The sequence below is a fragment of the Kitasatospora xanthocidica genome (assembly GCF_014656195.1).
Classification (GTDB): Bacteria; Actinomycetota; Actinomycetes; order Streptomycetales; family Streptomycetaceae; genus Kitasatospora; species Kitasatospora xanthocidica.
The window spans coordinates 193,671-214,975 of record NZ_BNBY01000004.1; the positions used below are offsets into that span (position 1 = coordinate 193,671).

Sequence of the window (21,305 nt, forward strand, 5' to 3'; positions counted from 1 at the left end):
CACACTTGCCTTCACATAAAGAACACATCAGTTGCAAAGTGCAAAAGTCACCCGGGAAAACGAATTGGGCCCCACCCGGAAATCCGGGTGGGGCCCAATTACCAGCTGTCAGCTAGTAGGAGGCGAGAGCGTCAGCTCTGGCCGCCCGCCAGCTTCTCGCGCAGGGCGGCCAGGGCCTCGTCGGAGGCCAGGGCGCCGGAGCCCTCGTCGCTGGAGGACGAGTAGGAACCACCGGCGGCGGCGGCGACGGCGTCGCCACCCTCCTCGGCGGCCTGGGCGTCGGCCTCACGGCTCTTGATGACCTGGGCCTGGTGCTGCTCGAAGCGGGTCTGCGCCTCGGCGTACTGGCGCTCCCACTCCTCACGCTGCTTCTCGAAGCCGGGCAGCCAGTCGTTCGCCTCGGGGTCGAAGCCCTCCGGGTAGATGTAGTTGCCCTGGTCGTCGTACGAAGCGGCCATGCCGTACAGGGTCGGGTCGAACTCGACCTCGGCCGGGTTGGCACCCAGCGCCTCGTTGGCCTGCTTCAGCGACAGGCTGATGCGGCGACGCTCGAGGTCGATGTCGATGACCTTGACGAAGATCTCGTCGCCGACCTGGACGACCTGCTCCGGGATCTCCACGTGGCGCTCGGCCAGCTCGGAGATGTGGACCAGACCCTCGATGCCCTCGTCCACGCGGACGAACGCACCGAACGGAACCAGCTTGGTGACCTTACCCGGGACGACCTGGCCGATCTGGTGCGTACGGGCGAACTGCTGCCACGGGTCCTCCTGGGTCGCCTTCAGCGACAGGGAGACGCGCTCGCGGTCCATGTCAACGTCGAGAACCTCGACGGTGACCTCCTGGCCGACCTCGACAACCTCGGACGGGTGGTCGATGTGCTTCCAGGACAGCTCGGAGACGTGCACCAGGCCGTCGACGCCACCCAGGTCCACGAAGGCACCGAAGTTGACGATCGAGGAGACGACGCCGGAGCGCACCTGGCCCTTCTGCAGGGTGGTGAGGAAGGTCTGGCGGACCTCGCTCTGGGTCTGCTCCAGCCAGGCACGGCGGGACAGGACCACGTTGTTGCGGTTCTTGTCCAGCTCGATGATCTTGGCCTCGAGCTCCTTGCCCACGTAGGGCTGGAGGTCGCGGACGCGACGCATCTCGACCAGCGAGGCGGGGAGGAAGCCCCGGAGGCCGATGTCGAGGATGAGACCACCCTTGACGACCTCGATGACGGTACCGGTGACGATGCCGTCCTCTTCCTTGATCTTCTCGATCGTGCCCCAGGCACGCTCGTACTGAGCGCGCTTCTTGGACAGGATCAGACGACCCTCCTTGTCCTCCTTCTGGAGAACCAGGGCCTCGATGTTGTCACCGACGGCGACGACCTCGTGCGGGTCAACGTCGTGCTTGATCGAGAGCTCGCGGGACGGGATGACGCCTTCGGTCTTGTAACCGATGTCGAGGAGGACCTCGTCACGGTCGACCTTCACGATGACGCCCTCGACGATGTCGCCATCGTTGAAGTACTTGATGGTCTCGTCGATGGCGGCGAGGAAGGCCTCCGCGTCGCCGATGTCGTTGACCGCGACCTGCGGGGTGGTGCTGATGGAGGAGTCGGTGGGGCTCGTCATTAGGAAAAGGGCTCCGGTACGGACATGAAGTCGTAGGTAATGCCACGCGGAGGGCCCGTATCGCTCCCACCGAAAAGCCGGACAGCCCAAGACACGGCCCACCGGAACTTCCCGCACAGCGAGAAAACCGGCGTCCGTCTTGCGACCGTGGGGGTCTTCGACAGAATGCGAGCGCGACCTGCTCCGTCCGAGGCGCGCAGGCCCGCAGCGCAACTTGTAGCATACGGGGACGGCCAGGCACGGTCAACGCCAAGAGAGACAAGACGGTGGAGCCTGGTACGGATCAGGCCATATCCTCACGGTTGCGCGCCTCGCGGCGGCGCCCGCAGAGGGGCCCTTCCCCGGATGCCACCGCCAGGATCCGGACCCTCTCGGGCCGGTTCGCGGCAGCGGCGCTTCCGCACTCCATACCCTACGCGATGGGCATTGTCACCGTGGCCACCACCCCCCAGTCCTCCTTGGACGATCTTGCCGACGTCGAACTCGCGCCCGAGACCGAGGCCGGTGCCGAGGGCTACGACGAGGCCGACGACGAGGGCGACGACGACGCGGTGCGGCGCGAGGCCGGCGTCGGGGAGAGCAGCCGGGCCAGCCGCCACTGGTGGGACCGCAACGCCGACGAGTACCAGGACGAACACGGCGAATTCCTCGGCGACGACCGCTTCACCTGGTGCCCCGAGGGCCTCGACGAGGCCGACGCCCGCCTGCTCGGCGACGTCCGGGGCAAGGACGTGCTGGAGATCGGCGCCGGCGCCGCCCAGTGCTCGCGCTGGCTGGCCGGCCGCGGCGCCCGCCCCGTCGCGCTCGACATCTCCCACCGCCAGCTCCAGCACTCCCGCCGGATCGACCTCGGCCGCGGCGTCACCCCGGTCGCCGTCGTCCAGGCCGACGCCGCCGTCCTGCCCTTCGCCGACGGCGCCTTCGACCTCGCCTGCTCCGCGTACGGCGCCGTCCCGTTCAGCGCCGACACCGAGGCCCTGATGCGCGAGGTGCACCGGGTGCTGCGGCCCGGCGGACGCTGGGTGTTCTCGGTGACCCACCCGATCCGCTGGGCCTTCCCCGACGAGCCCGGCGTCGAGGGCCTCACCGCCGTGTCCTCCTACTTCGACCGCACCCCGTACGTCGAACAGGACGAGCAGGGCCGCGCCACCTACGTCGAGCACCACCGCACCCTCGGCGACCGGGTCCGCGAACTCGTCGCCGCCGGCTTCCGGCTGGTCGACCTGGTCGAGCCCGAGTGGCCGGCCGCCCTGGAGCAGGAGTGGGGCGGCTGGTCCCCGCTGCGCGGGCGGCTCATCCCCGGCACCGCGATCTTCGTCACCGAGCGGGGCTGACGCCTTGCCGAACCCGGTCTCACCGAACCCGGCCTCGCTGAACCCGGCCTGGCGCGACCTGCCCGTCCGCACCGCCCTGCCCGCGCTGGCCCGTGCGCTGAACGAGCACGGCACCGCCGTCCTCGCCGCGCCGCCCGGCACCGGCAAGACCACCCTGGTGCCGCTCGCCCTGGCCGGGCTGCTGGAGTCCGGACCGGTTCGCCGCGTCCTGGTCGCCGAGCCGCGCCGGCTCGCCGTCCGGGCCGCCGCCCGGCGGATGGCCTGGCTGCTCGGCTCCTCCGTGGGCCGCGAGGTCGGGTACACCGTGCGCGGCGAGCGCCGGGTCGGGCCGGAGACGGTCGTCGAGGTGGTCACCACCGGCGTGCTGCTGCAACGGCTCCAGCGCGACCAGGAGCTGCCCGGCGTGGACGTCGTGGTGCTGGACGAGTGCCACGAACGCCACCTGGACGCCGACACCGCGCTCGCCTTCCTGCTGGACGTCCGGGCGGCGCTGCGGCCCGAACTGCGCCTCGTCTGCGCCTCGGCCACCTCCGACACCGAGGCCTGGGCCGAACTCCTCGGCGGCGCCCCGGTGGTGGAAGCCCACGGGGTCTCCCACCCGGTGGACGTCGTCTGGGCACCGCCACCGCGCGCCGTCCGGCCCGCACACGGCACCCGGGTGGACTTCGCGCTGCTCGACCACGTCGCCGCGACGGTACGGCGGGCGTTGAGCGAGCGGGAAGGGGACGTGCTCTGCTTCCTGCCCGGCGTCGGCGAGATCGCCCGGGTCGCCGGCCAGTTGGGCGGAGTGGCGGCCGAAGTGCTGCAACTGCACGGGCGCGCCCCGCAGGCCGTCCAGGACGCCGCGCTCACTCCGTCCGAAGGGCGGCGGGTCGTGCTCGCCACCGCCGTCGCCGAGTCCTCGCTCACCGTGCCCGGCGTGCGCGTCGTGGTCGACGCCGGGCTCGCCCGGGAGCCGCGCACCGACCACGCCCGCGGCTTGGCCGCACTGGTCACCGTACGGGCCTCGCTCGCCGCCGCCCGCCAGCGCGCCGGACGGGCCGGGCGCGAAGCCCCGGGCACCGTCTACCGCTGCTGGCAGGAGGCCGAGGACGCCCGCGCCGCCCGCTTCCCCACCCCCGAGATCGCCCTCGCCGACCTCACTTCCTTCGCTCTCCAGGCCGCCTGCTGGGGCGACCCGGACGCCACCGGCCTCGCCCTGCCCGACGCTCCGCCCGCCGGGGCGATGGCCGCCGCCCGGGAGACCCTGCTCGCCCTCGGGGCGGTCTCCGCCGACGGCCGGGCGACCGACCGCGGCGTCCGGCTCGCCCGCACCGGGCTGCACCCCCGGCTCGGGCGCGCCCTCGTCGACGGCGCTCCCGCCGTGGGCGCCCGCCGGGCGGCCGAGGTGGTCGCCCTGCTCTCCGAGGAGCCGCCGCGTGCGCTGGGCGACGACCTCGGCGCGGTGTGGCGGACGGTGCGGTCCGCCAAGGACCCGTACGCCGGGCGCTGGCGGGACGAAGTCCGCCGGCTGCAGCGGGCCACCTCCGACGAACCCGCCACCGCCTTGCCCGACGCGACCGCCGTCGGCCTCGTCGTCGCCCTGGCGTTCCCTGAACGCATCGCCCGAGCGAGGGTCGAGCGACCCGCCCCGGGCGAGCGCAGCCCGTACCTGATGGCCTCGGGGACGGCGGCCGAACTCGCCCCGGGCACGGTGCTCGGCGCCGTGCCCTGGCTCGCCGTCGCGGTCGCCGACCGGCCTGCGGGGGCGCACTCGGCGCGGGTGCTGCACGCCGCGGCACTCGATGAGGAGACCGCCCTGCTCGCAGGCGCGTCCCTGCTGAGCACGCGCGAAGAGGTCCACTGGGACACCCGGCGCGACGAGGTCACCGCCCGCCGGGTCGAATCCCTCGGCGCCATCGAACTCGCCGAGAAACCTCTGGCCCGTCCCGATCGCGCCCTCGTCCGCGCCGCCATCCTCGAAGGCCTCACCCGCGAGGGCGTCAGCACGCTCCTCACGTTCACGGGCAACCTGCGCGAACGCCTCGCCTTCCTGCACGCTGCCCTCGACGAACCGTGGCCGGACGTCAGCGACGAGGCGCTGCTCGACCGCGCCGAAGAGTGGCTGGAGCCCGAGCTCTCCCGCGCCCGCCGCCGCGCCGACCTCGCCCGGATCGATACGACGGCCGCCCTGCAACGCCTGCTCCCCTGGGCCAGCGGACAGGCCGGCCGCCTGGACGAGTTGGCACCCGAGCGCATCACGGTGCCCAGCGGCTCGAAGATACGGGTGGACTACAGCACCGAACGCCCGGTACTGGCCGTCAAGTTGCAGGAACTCTTCGGCTGGAAGGCGGCCCCTGCGCTCGCCGGCGGCCGGGTACCGCTCACCGTGCAGCTGCTCTCCCCCGCCGGCCGCCCCGCCGCCATCACCGGCGACCTGGAGGGATTTTGGCAGAACGGCTACCACGCTGTCCGCGCTGACCTCAGAGGTCGCTACCCCCGCCACCCCTGGCCCGAAGATCCGACCACGGCCGAGCCCACAAAGCGCACCAACGCCCGGAAGTGACCGAAGTTCAACGGGTACGGTCCTGAAAAGGCCACTCCACCGGAGGACGGAACGCGCCATGGCACTGACCACACCGAGCGTCACCCGCTCCCCCGCAGTCGAACGCCCCTTCTCGGCCCTGATCCTGGACTTCGTCGGCGTACTCACCGCCAATGCCGGGCCCGCCCACCGCACGTGGTGCCTCGCCCAGGGCCTCGACGCCGACGCATGGCGGCACACGCTCGGCCACGACCCGGAGGCCGGGCGCCTGTACACGGAACTCGAAGCCGGACGACTGGGCCAAGCGGAGTGGAACAGGCAGGTAGCACCGATACTCGGCCTGGCGGAGCACGAGAACCTGATGGGCCGGGCATGGGCAGGCGTTCGACCGGCGGGCGACATGATCGCGCTCGCCCGCTCGGCGCGGCAGGCCGGTCTGGCCGTCGCCCTGCTGTCCAACTCCTTCGGCCTCGACCCGTACGACCCGTACGAGGCCCTGGGTGTGTGGGAATTGTTCGACGTGGCGGTGGTCTCCGAGCGGGAGGGCATCGCCAAGCCCGACCCGGCGATCTACCAGCTCACCCTGGACCGGCTCGGGCTGCCCGGCGAGGCGTGCGTCTTCGTGGACGACCACCCGAGGAACCTCCCCCCGGCCGAAGCCCTCGGCATCACCACCGTCCTCGCGGACGGTGCCCCAGGCATTGCCGACCGCATCGCAGCCCTGCTCGGCCTCCCCGCACCCACAACCAGCTGAGAAGCCGTCAATCCGGCTGGTCATCCCTCGATTCCGGTTCCGGGAGCAGGACGGCGGGGGTACGGTCCGCCTTGAGGCCGCTCACCTTCGGAGGCACCCATGACGCAGTGGTCCGACTACTCCACCGGCCAGCGGATCAAGATGCTGCGGGCCGGGATGACGCAGGAAGAACTCGCCGAGGCCGCCGGCGTGTCCGTGCCGACCGTCCGCAAGGCCGAGAAGGAGGGAGGCAGCATCGGACTGCCCTCACTGCTCAAACTGTCCGGCGCACTGCACGCGGACGTGTCGGTGATCCTCGGGCAGCAGGCCCCCCGGAGGGCGTCGCTGATCGGCGACCGGGCGATGCTTCGGGCGCTGTCCCGCGCGGTGCACGACACCGCCGCGGGAGTCGGCGCCGACGTCGAACCGCCGGACGCCGCAGTGCTGCGAGCCGACCTGGATCGGGCTTGGGCGGACTACCGAGCCGGGGACTACACCCGGGCCGGCAGCCTCGTCGTCCCCGCCATCACCGAGGCGGCCGCCCTGCTGAACTCCGCCCCGGAAGACGAGCGGTGTGCGGCCCACGGCACCCTCGCCGACGCATACCGACTCGCCTCCTACACAGCCCAGTTCCACGGCGCCCGAGACCTCGCGTACGCAGCGATCGGCCACGCCCGCCACCACGTCCACAAGGCCGCAGACCCGCTGCGGGCCGCGATGGTGGAGTGCGGCCGGTCCTGGATCTACATGCGCGATGCCCGCCTGGACCAGGCCACCACCACTGCCGAGGACGCGTTCACGTCGATCGAGCCCCGTTACGCGGAACGGAATCCGGAGACGCTGGCCACCTACGGGTGGCACGTCACCTTCGCCGCCGTGGTCGCCTCCCGCCACGGTGACGCCGACCGGGCTCGCGACCTGCTCTCCCAGGGACATGCGGTCGCCGCCCGCATGGGCCGCGATGTCATGATCAACGGCACCAGCTACGGGCCCACCACGGTAACCGCACAGGCCATCGGTATCCACACCGTCATGGGCGACCCCGCCAAAGCCCTGGCGCTCGCCCGCAACCTCGGCGACCTGTCCCCGCTGCCTCAGGCCGCCCGCAACCGGCTCGCCCTGGATGTCGCCCTCGCCCAGGCCGACACCCGCCAGTACGACGCCGCCCTGGACACACTGCTCCAGGTGTGCAGTGCACAACCCGACTGGGCCCGCCACCAGGCCCTTCCGGGGGCGATCATGCAGCGCGCCGGCCATGCCAGCACCACCCGCGTACGAAAGCTCGGCGGCATCCTCGGTATCAGCCTGTTCACCCACTGAGACCGTACCGATACGAGACGTATCACGCGAGGCCGGTATGACTTCCAGAACTGGCACGCACCGCACGTTCACGATGGCCTGACTCGACGAAATTCTTGGCGTCATGACGCCAAATCAGCCCGACCGTACCTCCGTCCGCCGCGTCCCCGTCGCCCTGTACATCGCGACCAGCGGCGCGGCCGCCGCCCTCCCCCTCACCGGCCATGCCCGCGCCTTCGCCGAGGCCCGCGACTGGACGGTCATGCTCACCGTCGTGGATGACGACCCGACGCATCCCCTTGACCAGCGGCCGGGCTGGCAGGTCATCGTCAGCGCCCTGCGCGCGCGCACCATCGACGGCGTGGTCACCTGGACCCACGACATGGTGACCGGCGGCCGGGCCGTCGAGACGCGCGACCACCTCCCCAAGGTCTTCAGCGACGGGGGCGGCTTCCTCGCCGCCGCCATCCCCGACTTCTGCGGCGAGCACCCATCGCGCCCCACCTCGGGAGACCCCGTGCGCCGCCGCCCCCGCACGTTCGCCGCCCGGCTCGACTCCCACCCCGCCTCCACCCCCATCGCCCGCCACCTCCTCCGCGCCTACCTCACCGCCCTCCCCGCCGGCGACCGCTACCGCGACACCGCCGAACTCCTCCTCGGCGAACTCTTCGCCAACGCCGTCCAGCACTCGGACGCCCCCACCGACCGCCTCATCGAAATCCGCTTCGCCCTCATCGGCGACCGCCTGCGCCTCGAAGTCCACGACGCCGGCACCGGCCACCCCACCCCCCGCACCACCACCCCCGACGACGAACACGGACGCGGCCTCCACCTCGTCAACGAACTCGCCGAACGCTGGGGCCACCACCCCCGCACCGGCGGCATCGGCAAGTTCGTCTGGGCCCACATCGCCCCCACCCCCCACCCGCCTCGCCGCCTGAAAGCCACCCCACTCATGCGACAGCCCTGCCTCACCACCCTCGCCCGCGACGCCCTCAACCACGCCGCCACCCCCGCCCAGGCCTACGCCCTCCTCGCCCGCCGCACCCACCAGCCCCTCCCCTCCGCCCGCGCCGTCTGCCTCGCCCTCTCCATCCCCCTCGCCGAGACCACCCGCCGCCTCAACGACTGCTACCACTCGCTCCTCGCCCACCCCCGCCCCAGCTCCGAGAACGACACCGGCGAACTCCTCGAAGCCCTCGGCGTCTTCGACATCCCCGCCACCCTCACCCCCACCCAACACGCCGTCATCGACCTCTTCCTGGTCGCCATCGACGCCATGGGCGGCATCCGACCCGGCCACCACCACGGCCTCACCCGCTGGTTCACCACCGGCAACCTCACCACCGCCTACCTCTCCCTCACCGCCGCCAGACCCCTCCCCCGCACCGGCGACCCCACCACCTACTGGACCACCCTCGTCCAGGCCGGCGAACTCCTCACCACCACCACCCCCGACACCCGCATCACCTACGCCCTCACCCACTGCCGCACCCAAGCGGCCAATCTCTGATCGCGCACTGGGAGTCGACCCCACCGACTTCCCACGCGTGGGCATCGCCACGCGGAACGCCTCCCCGGTCAACGGGGGAGATCGGCATGCCTCTCCAGGAACGTGCCCACTGCGACCGGGTCCTCCAGCGGCAGCGGGTAGACCAGCAGCCGGTCCACGCCGAGTTCCGCGTAACGCAGCGCGCTGTCCGCGTCCACCTCGACCAGATCGATCTGCATGAAGTTGATCTCCAACCGGCCCAGCCGCGCCGGTCGGCACACCTCGGTCGCCGCCTTGCGCAGCCCTTCGAGGTGGGTGGCCAGGTCCTCCGGGGAGCTGCCGTTGCCGATCCAGCCGTGCCCCTTGGCGACCGCCCGCCGGTACGCGGCCGGGCTGTGCCCGCCGATCACGATCCGCGGACCGTCGGGCCGCACCGGGCGCGGATGGGCGTCCACGTGTTCGAAGTTCGCGTACCGGCCGTGGAACTTCGGGTCCGATTCGGTCCACAGCTGCCGCATCGCGTCCAGGTACTCGTCGGTCCGGCCGCCGCGCTCGGCGAGCCGGACGCCCACCGCGGCCATCTCCGGTTCGAGGTAGCCGGGTGCGACACCGAGGAGGACCCGGCCACCGGACAGCACGTCGAGACTGGCGACCTGCTTGGCCAGCACCACCGGATTGCGTTGCGGCAGGATGAGGATCCCGGTGCCCAGTTCCAACCGCTCGGTCAGCGCGGCGACGTAGGACAGGTGCACCAGGGGGTCGAGAATCGGGTCGGTGGGCGCCATCGGCGAGTCGGGTACCCGGGGGCTGGGCAGCACCACGTGGTCCCCCACCCACCAGGAGCGGTAACCCAACTCCTCGGCCCGGCGGGCCAGCCGTGCCGTCTCCGCCGGCCCCACCGTCGCCTTGGCGCTCAGACCGTACACACCCAGTTCCACGAGGCCTGCCTCCGTCGATTCCCGCCCGACAACCGCACCGCGGCCCCGGACCGCACACGAGGTACGCACGGCCGGGTCGCCGCCGAACGGCCTCGAACACGCCGAGTCCGTCGGCACGGCCAACCGGCCGTGCCGACCGCCCATTCCCGAGCGGCACGCGATACTTGCTCCAACCTTCCTTCCCCACCGGCTTGTTGGGAGAGCACTGTGTACCGCGACGACCGCCCGCGCGAGCTCCGCATCCCCACCGACCGCGAGACCGCCGAGGAGTGGGGCGAGCGGATCGCCGTACTCCGCGACGCGCCGCCCGGGTGGTTCGTCCTCCTCGGCCGGCAGTCGACCAACGACTACCTCTGCCACCTCGACCTCGACTACCACCTGGGCCGCGAGTTCATCGCCATCGTCCAGACCTCGCGCCCCCTCCCACCGGTCCACCGGATCGGCTCCGTCACCACCCCGGAGTCCCAACTCGGCAACTTCCTCGCCAACTCGGGCCGCATCGACCCCCGCACGATGCTCGGGCCGCTCGACACCGTCACCTCCACCGGCGAACTCCGCCTCGACGGCACCCCCACCCCCGTCGAGATCCACCACAGCCACGGCTGCCGCAGCGCCCTGCTGCCTCGACTTCCCTCCCAGCAGGGCTACGTGATCGTCACCGCCCCGGATGAGCACTGGCCCGCCGTCACCGACCTCGCCCTCGCCTCCCCGTCCGCGTTCTGACCCGGGCGGCGGCACGGAAGGGGCCCACCCAAGGACCGACGGGGCGCGCCACGGGTCGAGTGGATCGAGCGAGGCGAGGCCAACGCCCTGGCGCTGCTCGACGCGACCGGCTGCCCCGCCGCCTGCCGGCCGTGGCCCGAGGTCCTCGGGCCACGGCCGAACCCACCCGCCGGGTCGAACACCCGGAAGTGACGCCGGTACTCAGGCGGTCAGGGCGATGATGCGGGTCCAGTCCGGTTCCAGCTGGCCCTCGGCGAGTTCGGCGAAGATCCCCTCGGTGTCGATCCGGCCGGTGGAGATCACCCCGTCACCGGCCCGGTAGAACAGCAACTCCCGCCCCACGGGGACGATGATCGACCAGTTCGGCGCCAGACCGCCCTCGGCCAGCTCGGTGAAGAGGCCTTCGGTGTCGATCCGGCCGGTCGAGATCACTCCGTCACCCGCCCGGTAGAACAGCAACTCCCGCCCCACCGGCACGATCAGCGACCAGTTCGGCGCCAGACCGCCCCCGGCCAGGTCGGTGAAGATCCCGTTGGTGTCGAGGTTGCCGGTGGCGATTCCGCCGTCGCCGGCGCGGTAGAACAGCAGCTCGCGGTCCACCGGCACGATGTGGGTCCACCCGGCCGCCAGCTGCCCCTCGGCCAGCTCCGCGAAGATCCCGTTCGTGTCGATCCGGCCGGTCGAGATCACCCCGTCACCGGCCCGGTAGAACAGCAACTCCCGTCCCACCGGCACGATGTGGGTCCACCCGGCCGCCAGCTGCCCCTCGGCCAGCTCCGCGAAGATCCCGTTCGTGTCGATCCGGCCGGTCGAGATCACCCCGTCACCGGCCCGGTAGAACAACAGCTCCCGCCCGACCGGCACGATGATCGACCAGTTCGGGGCGAGCTTTCCGTCGGCCAGTCCGGCGAAGATGCCGTCGGTACCGAGTCTTCCCGTCGCTATCAGGCCGTCGTCGGTCCGGTAGAAGAGCAGTTCCCTGGACATGCTTCCTCCTCAGTCGCAGGGACCGGGGCCGCGTCGTCCGAGGTGGACGCACGGTCACCGTCGGGTCGGTCCCGTGCCGACCGGCTCCCTCCACGCTACGCGCACGCACCGTCGGGTGTCACCAGCCGGACCGGCCGCCACCGCGATGCCTTTGAAGGCTCAACATCCCGATGACGGAGCGCAGTTACGGTGACCACGAGTCACCGGCGCGGCCCTACCGCCCGTCCGTCCGCGCGCAGGAAGTCGGCCCCACCGACTTCCTGCGCGGCACGGGGCGCGAGGCCGTCGTTCAGGAGGACGCCCACCAGGTCGAGGGCGTGGCGACGGTGTAGCCCAGCGACTCGTACAGCGGCCTGCCCAGCTTCGAGGCGGTGAGCGTGGCCGGCAGGTCCGCCAGGTGGGCGAGGGCGCCGAGCATGACGGCCCGGCCCACGCCGCGCGACCGGAACGCCGAGGACGTGGCGACCCAGTAGTGGCTGCCGACGCCGTCGTCCAGCACGCTGACGCAGGCTCCCGCGGTCTCGCCGTCGATCGAGGCGATGAAGACGTCCACGCCCGGCTGTTCGATCAGTGCCGCCGGGAAGAGCTCGCCGGCGCGGTAGGGCTCGAACCCGTCCAGCTCGAAGCCCTCGATCACGACCCGCTCGGCCGTCCGGAGGTCCTCGGGCTCCCGGACCCGGATCACGTCCAGCGCCGGTTCGGCGACGGGCCCGGGCAGGCGGAGCATGATCGGCATCTGCCAGTTGCGCAGGCCCAGGTGGTTCAGGTCGGTCGAGCTGAACGGGTCCTCGACGTACGCCGTCCCCGCGGCCCCGCGGACCAGCTCGCTCACCTCGGCCAGTTCGCCGGGGTCGAGGTCGGGCTCCTGGATCAGGACCCGCAGTCCTGCCCGCTCGTCGCCGTCGACCGCGACGTATCCGCGGCGCCGGATCACCTCGTGCCCCCGGCTCCGGCCGGTCGCGGTCCAGAAGGCGGCGGAGTTGCGGGCCTGGCGCGTCGGCGCCTCGGCCAGGGAGACGGGCTGGTCGGTCGAAGTGGCTCCTGTTGTCATTGTGCCTACGGTAGTACGGAATTGACCCATCGCACGGGCCAATTCCGCACGGGCCGGCTGGGCCACCGGCCACCCCGGGCCCGCACACGCCCCGCACACGCCCACTGCACCACCGTCGGGCCGACGTGACGGCGGGCCCGGACGCTCCACGCGTCCGGGCCCGCCGGGTACCGCACGCCGCCGTCAGTGCGCGGCGGCCTCCCAGTTGGCGCCGAGGCCGACGGAGACGTCCAGCGGGGCGCGCAGCGGGTAGGCGCCCGCCATCTGCTCGCGGACGATCGCCTCGACCTGCTCGCGCTCGCCGGGGGCCAGCTCCAGGACGATTTCGTCGTGGACCTGGAGCAGCATCCGGGAGGTGAGCCCGGCCGCCCGCAGGGCCTCGTCCACCCGGAGCATGGCGATCTTGACGATGTCGGCGGCCGAGCCCTGGATCGGAGCGTTGAGGGCCATCCGCTCGGCCATCTCGCGGCGCTGGCGGTTGTCGCTGTTGAGGTCCGGCAGGTAGCGGCGGCGGCCCAGCAGAGTCTCGGTGTACCCGGTGGCACGGGCCTCGTCGACGACCCGGCGCAGGTAGTCGCGCACGCCGCCGAAGCGCTCGAAGTAGGTGTCCATCAGGCCCTGGGCCTCGGCCGGCTTGATGCCGAGCTGCTGCGAGAGCCCGTACGCGGACAGGCCGTACGCCAGGCCGTAGGACATCGCCTTGATCTTGCGCCGCATCTCGGCGTCGACCGCGTCGCCGGGGACCTCGAAGACCTGGGAGGCGACGGTGGTGTGCAGGTCCTCGCCGGTGGCGAAGGCCTCGATCAGCGCCTCGTCCTCGGAGAGGTGCGCCATGATCCGCAGCTCGATCTGGGAGTAGTCGGCGGTGAGCAGCGACTCGTAGCCCTCGCCGACGACGAAGGCGCGGCGGATGGCGCGGCCCTCCTCGGTGCGGACCGGGATGTTCTGCAGGTTCGGGTCCTGCGAGGAGAGCCGGCCGGTGGCGGCGACCATCTGGTTGAAGGTGGTGTGGATCCGCCCCTTGGGCGAGACGGTCTTGAGCAGGCCCTCGACGGTGGTGCGCAGCTTGGCCTGGTCGCGGTGGCGCAGCAGGATGACCGGCAGCTCGTTGTCGGTCTGGGTGGCCAGCCAGGTGAGGGCGTCGGCGTCGGTGGTGTAGCCGGTCTTGATCTTCTTGGTCTTGGGCAGGGCGAGCTCGCCGAAGAGGATCTCCTGGAGCTGCTTGGGCGAGCCGAGGTTGAACTCGTGTCCGGCGGCGGCGTGCGCCTCCTCCACCACGCGCTGGATCTCGGCGGCGAACTGGGCCTCCAGGCCGGTGAGCCACTCGCGGTCGGCGGCGATGCCGTAGCGCTCCATCCGGGCCAGCAGGGCGGCGATGGGCAGTTCCATGTCGTGCAGCAGCCCGGCGGCGCCGACCTCGGCGAGGCGGGTGTCGAAGAGCGCGGCGAGGTCGAGCACGGCGCGGGCCTGGAGCATCAGCGACTGCGCGGCGGCCGTCTCGTCCTCCTCCGGCGCGTCGAAGGTGAGCTGGCCGCTCTCGGCGGCGGGGGCCGGGGTGAGGGAGCGGGCCAGGTACTCCTCGGCGAGCACCTCCAGGGTGAAGGTGCGGCGGCCGGGCTTCTCCAGGTAGGCGGCGAGCGCGGTGTCGGCGACGACCCCGGCGATGGTCCAGCCGCGCTCGGCGAAGGCGCGCATGACCTGCTTGGCGATGTGCAGGGCCTTGGGGGCGGCCGGGTCGGCGAGCCAGTCGGCGAAGGCCCGCTCGTCCTCCTCGGCGAGCAGCGTCGGGTCGAACCAGGCGGCCGACTCGCCCGCGGCGAGGGCCACTTCGGTGACCTCGCCGGTGCCGAGCGCCCACTGGTAGACGGCGGCGAGGGCGACCGCGTTCTTGCCGTCGGAGGCGTGCTCGCGCAGCCAGGCGGCCAGGGTGCCCGGGTCGGTGAGCAGTTCGCCGTCGACCTCGACGCCGGGGGCGAGCTCGGCCTCCTCGGCGGCCTCGCCGGCGGCCGGGTCGATGCCGAAGACGCGGTCGCGGAAGTTGGCGTTGCGGAACTCCAGCGACTCCATCAGGGTGCCGACGGCGGACTTGTCGAACGCGGTGCGCGCCAGGTCGGCGACGCCGAGCGGGAGTTCGACGTCGCGGACCAGCTCGGTGAGGACGCGGTTGCGCTTGACCGAGTCGAGGTTGTCGCGCAGCTTCTCGCCGATCTTGCCCTTCACCTCGTCGGCGCGGGAGACGAGTTCGTCGAAGGAGCCGAACTGGTTGACCCACTTGGCGGCGGTCTTCTCGCCGACGCCGGGGATGCCGGGCAGGTTGTCGGACGGGTCGCCGCGCAGCGCGGCGAGGTCCGGGTACTGGCGCGGGGTGACGCCGTACTTCTCGGTGACCTTCTCCGGGGTGAAGCGGGTGAGCTCGGAGACGCCCTTGGTGGGGTAGAGGACGGTGACGTGGTCGGTGACCAGCTGGAGCGAGTCGCGGTCGCCGGTGACGATGTCGACGTCGTAGCCGGCCGCCTCGGCGGCGGTGGCGAGGGTGGCGATGATGTCGTCGGCCTCGAAGCCCTCGGCCGTCAGCCGGGGGATGTTCATGGCGTCGAGCAGCTCGCCGATCAGGCCGACCTGGCTCCTGAACTCGTCCGGCGTCTTGGCGCGGTTCGCCTTGTAGTCGGGGAACTCGACGGAGCGGAAGGTCTGCCGGGAGAGGTCGAAGGCGACGGCGAGGTGGGTGGGCCGCTCGTCGCGGACGGTGTTGGCGAGCATCGACGCGAAGCCGTAGACCGCGTTGGTGGGCTGCCCGGTGGCGGTGTTGAAGTTCTCCACCGGCAGGGCGTAGAAGGCCCGGTAGGCCATCGAGTGCCCGTCGAGCAGCATCAGCCGGGGCCGCGGACCGGCTCCGCCGCCACCCGTCGCGCCCTTGTCCGTACTCTGCGTAGCCACGTCAACGTCCGTTCCTGCCGATTCCACTACCGGCCACCGATCCTATGGCCCGGCACCGACAAAAGGGGCACGGCACCGGCGGGGTCGGGGCCGTACCGGCGGCCGGCCGGCGGACCCGTCGGCACCCACCCGGCCCCGCCACGCCAGCCCCCGCCCGCACGGGGTACCGCCGAGTAGGACGGTCGTACGATCACAGGCAGCAGCACCCGTGATCCCCCAGCGGCAGGAGTTCCCCGATGACCGATGCGGCCCCCGACACCGCCCCCGACACCGTCCCCGACAGCACCCCCGTCCTGAACGTCCCGCAGGAGGTGCTGGACCACTTCGCCAAGCTCGGCGTCAGCCCGGAGACCTTCTCCGGCGGCCACCTCGGCGAGAAGCTCGGCATCCGGATCGTGGAGGCCTCCGGCGACCGCGTGGTCGGCACCATGCCGGTGGAGGGCAACCAGCAGCCGTACGGGCTGCTGCACGGCGGCGCGTCGGCGGCGCTGGCCGAGACGCTGGGCTCGATCGGGGCGATGCTGCACGCCGGCCCCGGCCGGTACGCGGTCGGTGTGGACCTCAACGCGACCCACCACCGCTCGGCGACCTCCGGCCTGGTCACCGGGGTGGCGACGGCCGTGTTCAAGGGCCGCACCGCCGCCACCTACGAGATCGCGATCACCGACGACACCGGCAAGCGGGTCACCAGCTGCCGGCTGACCTGCATGCTGCGCGACCTCTGACGGCCACCGCACCACCTCCGCCACACCCGCCACACCCCCGACCTCCACGACGTCGTCAACGTCTTCAACGTCTTCAACGTCTTCAAGGCCTTCGACGTCCGCACGGTCGGCGCAAGTTCAGTCAAGACAGCATCAAGTCCCTTTACCGCCCCCTTGTTTGACCATCTGCCACTCTGGGCAGGCGTTGGTCTGGACGAGGGGGCGGTTCGCGTCTCCCGCGCGCGCCGATGTTTTCCATGCGCGTAACGCTGTGTAACAGGCAGGAAATCCGGGCGCGCTTCGGTTCCAGGACCTCCCGCCACCGCCGAAACCGCGTCGCCACACGCTCAAGGTCCGGATTCCGGACTCGCGCGGCCGAAACGCGGGAATCGAACGCGACCGTCCGGATATCGGTGATGCCAGCTGCAACCCCTATTTCTGGGCCTTACATCGCCCCATCAGCGCCTAAACGCCCACGATCGCCGGATCGATCGAGCCGAAACGACCACATGCTGAGACAACTGCTCCGTGTGCTCATAACAAGAGAATCACAGCCTGCTCGCAGCACTGCCCGAGCCGCCCAACGGCGCCTAGAGTCACGGCCAGTCACCGCGCCATCCGATTGGGCCTGGCCCTCCGCGCACCCCGGCTCCCGCCACTCCGGCGCGGGCGCATTCTGAACCGAAGGGGACCCTCGTGCGTCACCGTTCAGCAGTTGTCGTGAGCATTGCCGTGATCGCCGCCCTCAGCCTCAGCGCCTGCGGCTCCCGCGATGACAAGAAGTCCGGTGACGGAGGCAGCGGCGGCGGCTCCGCCACCACCGTCACCATCGGCATCGACGCCCCGCTCACCGGCGACCTCTCCGCCATCGGCCTCGGCATCCGCAACTCCGTCGAGCTCGCGGTGAAGAAGGCCAACGAGGCCAACGAGGTCCCCGGCGTCAAGTTCCAGATCAAGGCCCTGGACGACACCGGCAAGCCCGGCCCCGGCCAGCAGAACGCCACCCAGCTCGTCGGCGACACCAGCGTCATCGGCGTCGTCGGCCCGCTGAACTCCAGCGTCGCCCAGTCGATGCAGCAGATCTTCGCCGACGCCAACCTGGTCGAGATCTCCCCCGCCAACACCGGCGTCGCCCTCAGCCAGGGCGAGAAGTGGGCCAGCGGCGAGAAGACGCGCCCCTTCAAGACGTACTTCCGCACCGCCACCACCGACGCCGTCCAGGGCCCCTTCGCCGCCCAGTACCTCGCCAAGGACGCCAAGAAGTCCAAGGTCTTCCTCATCGACGACCAGAAGACCTACGGCGCCGGCCTGGCCGCCACCTTCAAGGCCGAGTACACCAAGCAGGGCGGCACCATCGTCGGCGAGGAGCACGTCAACCCGGACGACCGCGACTTCGCCGCCATCGTCACCAAGGTCCGGGCCTCCGGCGCCGAGGCCGTCTACTACGGCGGCGAGTACCCCGCGGCCGGCCCGCTCTCCCTCCAGCTCAAGGACGCCGGCGTCAACATCCCGCTGATGGGCGGCGACGGCATGCAGAGCAAGGACTTCATCAAGCTCAACCCGAAGAGCGCCGGTGACCTCGCCACCGCCGTCGGCGGCGCCGTCGAGCAGCTCCCGACCGCCGCGAAGTTCATCGCCGACTACAAGGCCGCGGGCTACAAGGACGCCTACGAGACCTACGGCGGCTACTCCTACGACAGCGGCTGGGCCATCGTCCAGGCCGTCAAGGCCGTCGTCGCCGCCAACAACGGCAAGCTCCCGGCCAACCCCCGCGCCGCCGTCGTCGACGCCGTCCAGAAGGTCTCCTTCGACGGCGTGACCGGCAAGGTCTCGTTCGACGAGTTCGGCGACACCACCAACAAGCAGCTCACCGTCTACGCCGTCAAGGACGGCAAGTGGGACGTGGAGAAGACCGGCACCTTCAGCGGCTGACCCGGCGTCACCACCAAGCCGGGCGGCAGCACGTCGCCACCCGGAAAACCGGCTCCACTTCACCACCCAGCGCGCGGGGGCGCCACGAGTGCCCCCGCGCGCCCCCACATCCACCACCCACGCGGACACCCCCGAACGCACTACGGAGGCCCAGCGGTGCACGACCTACCGCAGCAGCTGGCCAACGGCCTGATCCTCGGAGCCCTCTACGGGCTCGTCGCGATCGGCTACACGATGGTCTACGGCATCGTCCAGCTCATCAACTTCGCCCACGGCGAGATCGTCATGGTCGGCGGCTTCGGCGCCCTGACCGCCTACCTCGCCCTCCCCGGCGGCACCACCCTCTGGCTGGCCCTACCGCTGATGCTGATCGCCGGCGTCCTGGTCTCCACCCTCACCGCCGTCGCCGCCGAGCGGTTCGCCTACCGCCCCCTGCGCAACGCGCCCCGGCTCGCCCCGCTGATCACCGCGATCGGGCTGTCCATCTTCCTGCAGCAGCTGGTCTTCTCCTTCTACCCCGACGCCAAGAAGGCCCGGGTCTTCCCCAAGATCCCCGGCGACCCCTTCAGCCTCGGCTCCGTCACCATCCAGCGCAGCGACCTCTTCCTGATCATCGCCGCCCCGCTCTGCATGCTCGCCCTCGGCTGGTTCGTCACCCGCACCCGCTCCGGCCGCGCCATGCAGGCCACCAGCCAGGACCCGGACACCGCCAAGCTGATGGGCATCGACACCGACCGCATCATCGTCATGGCCTTCGCCATCGGTGCCGCGTTCGCCGCCGTCGCCGCCGTCGCCTACGGCCTGCGCAGCGGCCAGGTCGACTTCCGGATGGGCTTCATCCTCGGCCTCAAGGCCTTCACCGCCGCCGTCCTCGGCGGCATCGGCAACATCTACGGCGCCATGCTCGGCGGCCTCGCCCTCGGCCTCGCCGAGGCCCTCGCCACCGGGTACATCCAGCACCTGCCCGGCATGCACCTCTTCGGAGGCGGCGCCTGGAAGGACGTCTGGGCCTTCGTTCTCCTCATCCTCGTGCTCCTCGTCCGGCCCCAGGGCCTGCTCGGCGAGCGCGTCGCGGACAGGGCGTGACCACCATGACCACCACGACCACCGAGACCACCCCGGTCATCCCCCTGCCGGCCCGCGCCGCCGCGGCCCTCACCGGCCTCGGCGCGCTCGCCACCGCCGCCTCCGCCGCCATGGCCTGGACCTGGACCTCCGACTTCCCCGGCGACCTCACCTTCTACGGCTCCCCGGCCGGCCTCCAGTGGCTCGCCCTCGCCGCCGGCCTCCTCACCCTGGTCGTGCTGCTCGGCTCCCAGGGCGTCCCCGGACTGCGCTGGGCCACCCCCGCCGGCAGCAACAACGCCGTCCTGTACGCCGCCACCGGCACCCTGGCCGTCAGCGTCTACTCCGTCGCCTCGATCGCCGTCGAACTCGACGGCCTCGTCAACCTCGAACCCGGCGGCTGGGTCCTCGCCGCCGGCGGCCTGATCACCGTCCTCGGCGCCCTCGGCCTCCCGCTCGACCGGCGCACCGCCGTCCCGCTGCGGATCGTCGACAAGCGGCTCTTCCTGCTCGTCCCGGCCGCCCCCCTCGTCTGGTTCGGCACCCACGCCATCCCCGAGGACAAGCCGGTCGCCCCCGTGCTGACCGCCCTCGCCGGCGGCGTGGCCATCGCCACCGGCGCCGTCCTCCTCGTCCAGCTCGGCCACCTCGCCAACACCTGGCTGCGCCTGGGCAAGATCGAGCGCCCGCTCGACGCCCCGCGCGCGCTGCCGTCCTGGGTCGAGGTCCTGGTGATCATCGTCGCCTTCGGGCTCGGCCTCTTCGCGATCACCTTCGGCATCGACACCGAGTACGGCGAACTCTTCATCGGCTGCCTGCTGTTCGCCGGCCCCACGCTGGCCGCCCTCACCAAGTCCGGCCTGATCGCCCGGCTGCGCGCACTGACCGTCAAGCACCGCCCGGTCACCACCGGCGCGGCCTTCGCCGCCGCCGCGAGCTTCCCCTTCACCCAGAGCAGCGACCAGTACACCTCGGTCGCCACCAACATCCTGATCTTCGCCACCGTCGCGCTCGGCCTCAACATCGTCGTCGGCCTGGCCGGCCTGCTCGACCTCGGCTACGTCGCCTTCCTCGGCGTCGGCGCCTACTCCGCCGCCCTGGTCTCCGGCTCCCCCGCCTCGCCCATCCACGTCCAGTTCCCGTTCTGGGCCGCGATGCTCACCGGCGCCGCCGTCTCCATGATCTTCGGCGTCATCATCGGCGCCCCGACCCTGCGGCTGCGCGGCGACTACCTCGCCATCGTCACCCTGGGCTTCGGCGAGATCTTCCGCATCACCATGCTCAACCTCAACGGCACCACCGGCCCCAAGGTCACCAACGGCTCCAACGGCATCCCGCGGATCCCCGACCTGGAGATCTTCGGCTTCGACCTCGGCAAGCCCCACACCGTGGCCGGCATCGAACTCGGCCGCTTCTCCAACTACTACCTGCTGATGCTCCTGGTCACCGCCGTGGTCGTGCTCATCTTCGCCCGCGTCGGCAACTCCCGCATCGGCCGCGCCTGGGTCGCCATCCGCGAGGACGAGACCGCCGCCGAGGCCATGGGCATCAACGGCTTCCGCCTCAAGCTCCTCGCCTTCGCCCTCGGCGCCTGCCTCGCCGGCCTCGCCGGCACCGTCCAGGCCCACGTCAGCTACACCGTCACCCCCGACCAGTACACCTTCGCCGAGGCCCTCCCGCCCAACTCCGCCTTCCTGCTCGCCGCCGTCATCCTCGGCGGCATGGGCACCATCAGCGGCCCGCTGGCCGGCGCCACCCTCCTCTTCCTCATCCCGAAGAAGCTCGAGTTCCTCGCCGACTACCAGCTCCTCGCCTTCGGCGCCGCCCTCATCGTCCTGATGCGCGTCCGCCCCGAGGGCCTCATCCCCAACCGGCGGCAGCAGCTGGAGTTCCACGAGGCCGCCATCCCGGCGCAGCCCACCGGCGAGCCGACCGCACTCACCAAGGCAGGGGCGTGACCGACC

At 71.6% G+C, this 21,305-nt stretch carries 16 protein-coding genes; 11 read left to right on the forward strand and 5 right to left on the reverse strand.

Going from position 1 to position 21,305, the window contains the following annotated elements; all coding sequences use genetic code 11:
• Positions 1–131: 131 nt before the first annotated feature.
• Positions 132–1,622: a 30S ribosomal protein S1 gene (gene rpsA, locus IE332_RS09250; RefSeq protein ID WP_189914965.1), complete on the reverse strand. Its 1,491-nt coding sequence runs from the start codon at positions 1,620–1,622 to the stop codon at positions 132–134.
• Positions 1,623–2,041: 419 nt separating this feature from the next.
• On the opposite strand from rpsA, the gene IE332_RS09255 reads away from it, so the two are divergent.
• From IE332_RS09255 to IE332_RS41835, 5 genes are all read left to right on the forward strand, one after another.
• Positions 2,042–2,956, forward strand: a complete 915-nt coding sequence (locus IE332_RS09255; protein WP_189914967.1) for a class I SAM-dependent methyltransferase — start codon at positions 2,042–2,044, stop codon at positions 2,954–2,956.
• 4 nt (positions 2,957–2,960) lie between these two features.
• Positions 2,961–5,501: an ATP-dependent helicase HrpB gene (gene hrpB, locus IE332_RS09260; protein ID WP_229928462.1), complete on the forward strand. Its 2,541-nt coding sequence runs from the start codon at positions 2,961–2,963 to the stop codon at positions 5,499–5,501.
• Positions 5,502–5,559: 58 nt separating this feature from the next.
• A complete protein-coding gene (locus IE332_RS09265; RefSeq protein WP_189914969.1) occupies positions 5,560–6,234 on the forward strand; it encodes an HAD family hydrolase in 675 nt (224 codons plus the stop codon).
• A 99-nt stretch (positions 6,235–6,333) separates the two neighbouring features.
• The gene (locus tag IE332_RS09270; protein WP_189914972.1) at positions 6,334–7,533 is read left to right on the forward strand and encodes a helix-turn-helix domain-containing protein; all 1,200 of its coding nucleotides are present in this window, start codon (positions 6,334–6,336) and stop codon (positions 7,531–7,533) included.
• A 103-nt stretch (positions 7,534–7,636) separates the two neighbouring features.
• Positions 7,637–9,025 (forward strand): ATP-binding protein, encoded by a 1,389-nt coding sequence (locus IE332_RS41835; protein WP_268256545.1) that lies wholly within the window; start codon positions 7,637–7,639, stop codon positions 9,023–9,025.
• Between the two features lie 68 nt (positions 9,026–9,093).
• Here the strand turns inward: IE332_RS41835 and IE332_RS09280 are convergent, their stop codons facing one another.
• The gene (locus IE332_RS09280; protein WP_189914974.1) at positions 9,094–9,942 is read right to left on the reverse strand and encodes an LLM class F420-dependent oxidoreductase; all 849 of its coding nucleotides are present in this window, start codon (positions 9,940–9,942) and stop codon (positions 9,094–9,096) included.
• Positions 9,943–10,149: 207 nt separating this feature from the next.
• Between IE332_RS09280 and IE332_RS09285 the strand changes: the two genes are divergently transcribed.
• Positions 10,150–10,665 (forward strand): hypothetical protein, encoded by a 516-nt coding sequence (locus IE332_RS09285; protein WP_189914976.1) that lies wholly within the window; start codon positions 10,150–10,152, stop codon positions 10,663–10,665.
• A gap of 201 nt (positions 10,666–10,866) precedes the next feature.
• Here IE332_RS09285 and IE332_RS09290 read toward each other — a convergent pair whose 3' ends face one another.
• Entirely contained in the window at positions 10,867–11,652 is a 786-nt protein-coding gene (locus IE332_RS09290) for a hypothetical protein (RefSeq protein ID WP_189914978.1), read from the reverse strand.
• 170 nt (positions 11,653–11,822) lie between these two features.
• On the opposite strand from IE332_RS09290, the gene IE332_RS09295 reads away from it, so the two are divergent.
• Positions 11,823–11,984, forward strand: a complete 162-nt coding sequence (locus tag IE332_RS09295; RefSeq protein WP_189914980.1) for a hypothetical protein — start codon at positions 11,823–11,825, stop codon at positions 11,982–11,984.
• Here the strand turns inward: IE332_RS09295 and IE332_RS09300 are convergent.
• Entirely contained in the window at positions 11,942–12,703 is a 762-nt protein-coding gene (locus IE332_RS09300) for a GNAT family N-acetyltransferase (RefSeq protein ID WP_189914981.1), read from the reverse strand. The two genes, IE332_RS09295 and IE332_RS09300, sit on opposite strands and share 43 nt — an antisense overlap.
• Before the next feature lie 183 nt (positions 12,704–12,886).
• Positions 12,887–15,574, reverse strand: a complete 2,688-nt coding sequence (gene polA, locus IE332_RS09305; protein WP_189915386.1) for a DNA polymerase I — start codon at positions 15,572–15,574, stop codon at positions 12,887–12,889.
• Positions 15,575–15,876: 302 nt separating this feature from the next.
• Here polA and IE332_RS09310 point away from each other — a divergent pair, with 302 nt between their 5' ends.
• From IE332_RS09310 to IE332_RS09325, 4 genes are all read left to right on the forward strand, one after another.
• Positions 15,877–16,365 (forward strand): PaaI family thioesterase, encoded by a 489-nt coding sequence (locus IE332_RS09310; protein WP_229928463.1) that lies wholly within the window; start codon positions 15,877–15,879, stop codon positions 16,363–16,365.
• A gap of 675 nt (positions 16,366–17,040) precedes the next feature.
• Positions 17,041–18,276, forward strand: a complete 1,236-nt coding sequence (locus tag IE332_RS09315) for a branched-chain amino acid ABC transporter substrate-binding protein (RefSeq protein ID WP_189914982.1) — start codon at positions 17,041–17,043, stop codon at positions 18,274–18,276.
• Between the two features lie 156 nt (positions 18,277–18,432).
• Positions 18,433–19,362 (forward strand): branched-chain amino acid ABC transporter permease, encoded by a 930-nt coding sequence (locus tag IE332_RS09320; RefSeq protein WP_189914983.1) that lies wholly within the window; start codon positions 18,433–18,435, stop codon positions 19,360–19,362.
• 5 nt (positions 19,363–19,367) lie between these two features.
• Positions 19,368–21,299 (forward strand): branched-chain amino acid ABC transporter permease, encoded by a 1,932-nt coding sequence (locus IE332_RS09325; protein WP_229928464.1) that lies wholly within the window; start codon positions 19,368–19,370, stop codon positions 21,297–21,299.
• Positions 21,300–21,305 lie beyond the last annotated feature (6 nt).

Coding starts and splice junctions, on each gene's coding strand:
- rpsA (WP_189914965.1), bottom strand. CDS start 1,622: ATGACGAGCCCCACCGACTCCTCCATCAGCACCACCCCGCAGGTCGCG.
- IE332_RS09255 (WP_189914967.1), top strand. CDS start 2,042: ATGGGCATTGTCACCGTGGCCACCACCCCCCAGTCCTCCTTGGACGAT.
- IE332_RS09265 (WP_189914969.1), top strand. CDS start 5,560: ATGGCACTGACCACACCGAGCGTCACCCGCTCCCCCGCAGTCGAACGC.
- IE332_RS09270 (WP_189914972.1), top strand. CDS start 6,334: ATGACGCAGTGGTCCGACTACTCCACCGGCCAGCGGATCAAGATGCTG.
- IE332_RS41835 (WP_268256545.1), top strand. CDS start 7,637: ATGACGCCAAATCAGCCCGACCGTACCTCCGTCCGCCGCGTCCCCGTC.
- IE332_RS09290 (WP_189914978.1), bottom strand. CDS start 11,652: ATGTCCAGGGAACTGCTCTTCTACCGGACCGACGACGGCCTGATAGCG.
- IE332_RS09295 (WP_189914980.1), top strand. CDS start 11,823: ATGACGGAGCGCAGTTACGGTGACCACGAGTCACCGGCGCGGCCCTAC.
- IE332_RS09300 (WP_189914981.1), bottom strand. CDS start 12,703: ATGACAACAGGAGCCACTTCGACCGACCAGCCCGTCTCCCTGGCCGAG.
- polA (WP_189915386.1), bottom strand. CDS start 15,574: ATGCTGCTCGACGGGCACTCGATGGCCTACCGGGCCTTCTACGCCCTG.
- IE332_RS09310 (WP_229928463.1), top strand. CDS start 15,877: ATGACCGATGCGGCCCCCGACACCGCCCCCGACACCGTCCCCGACAGC.
- IE332_RS09325 (WP_229928464.1), top strand. CDS start 19,368: ATGACCACCACGACCACCGAGACCACCCCGGTCATCCCCCTGCCGGCC.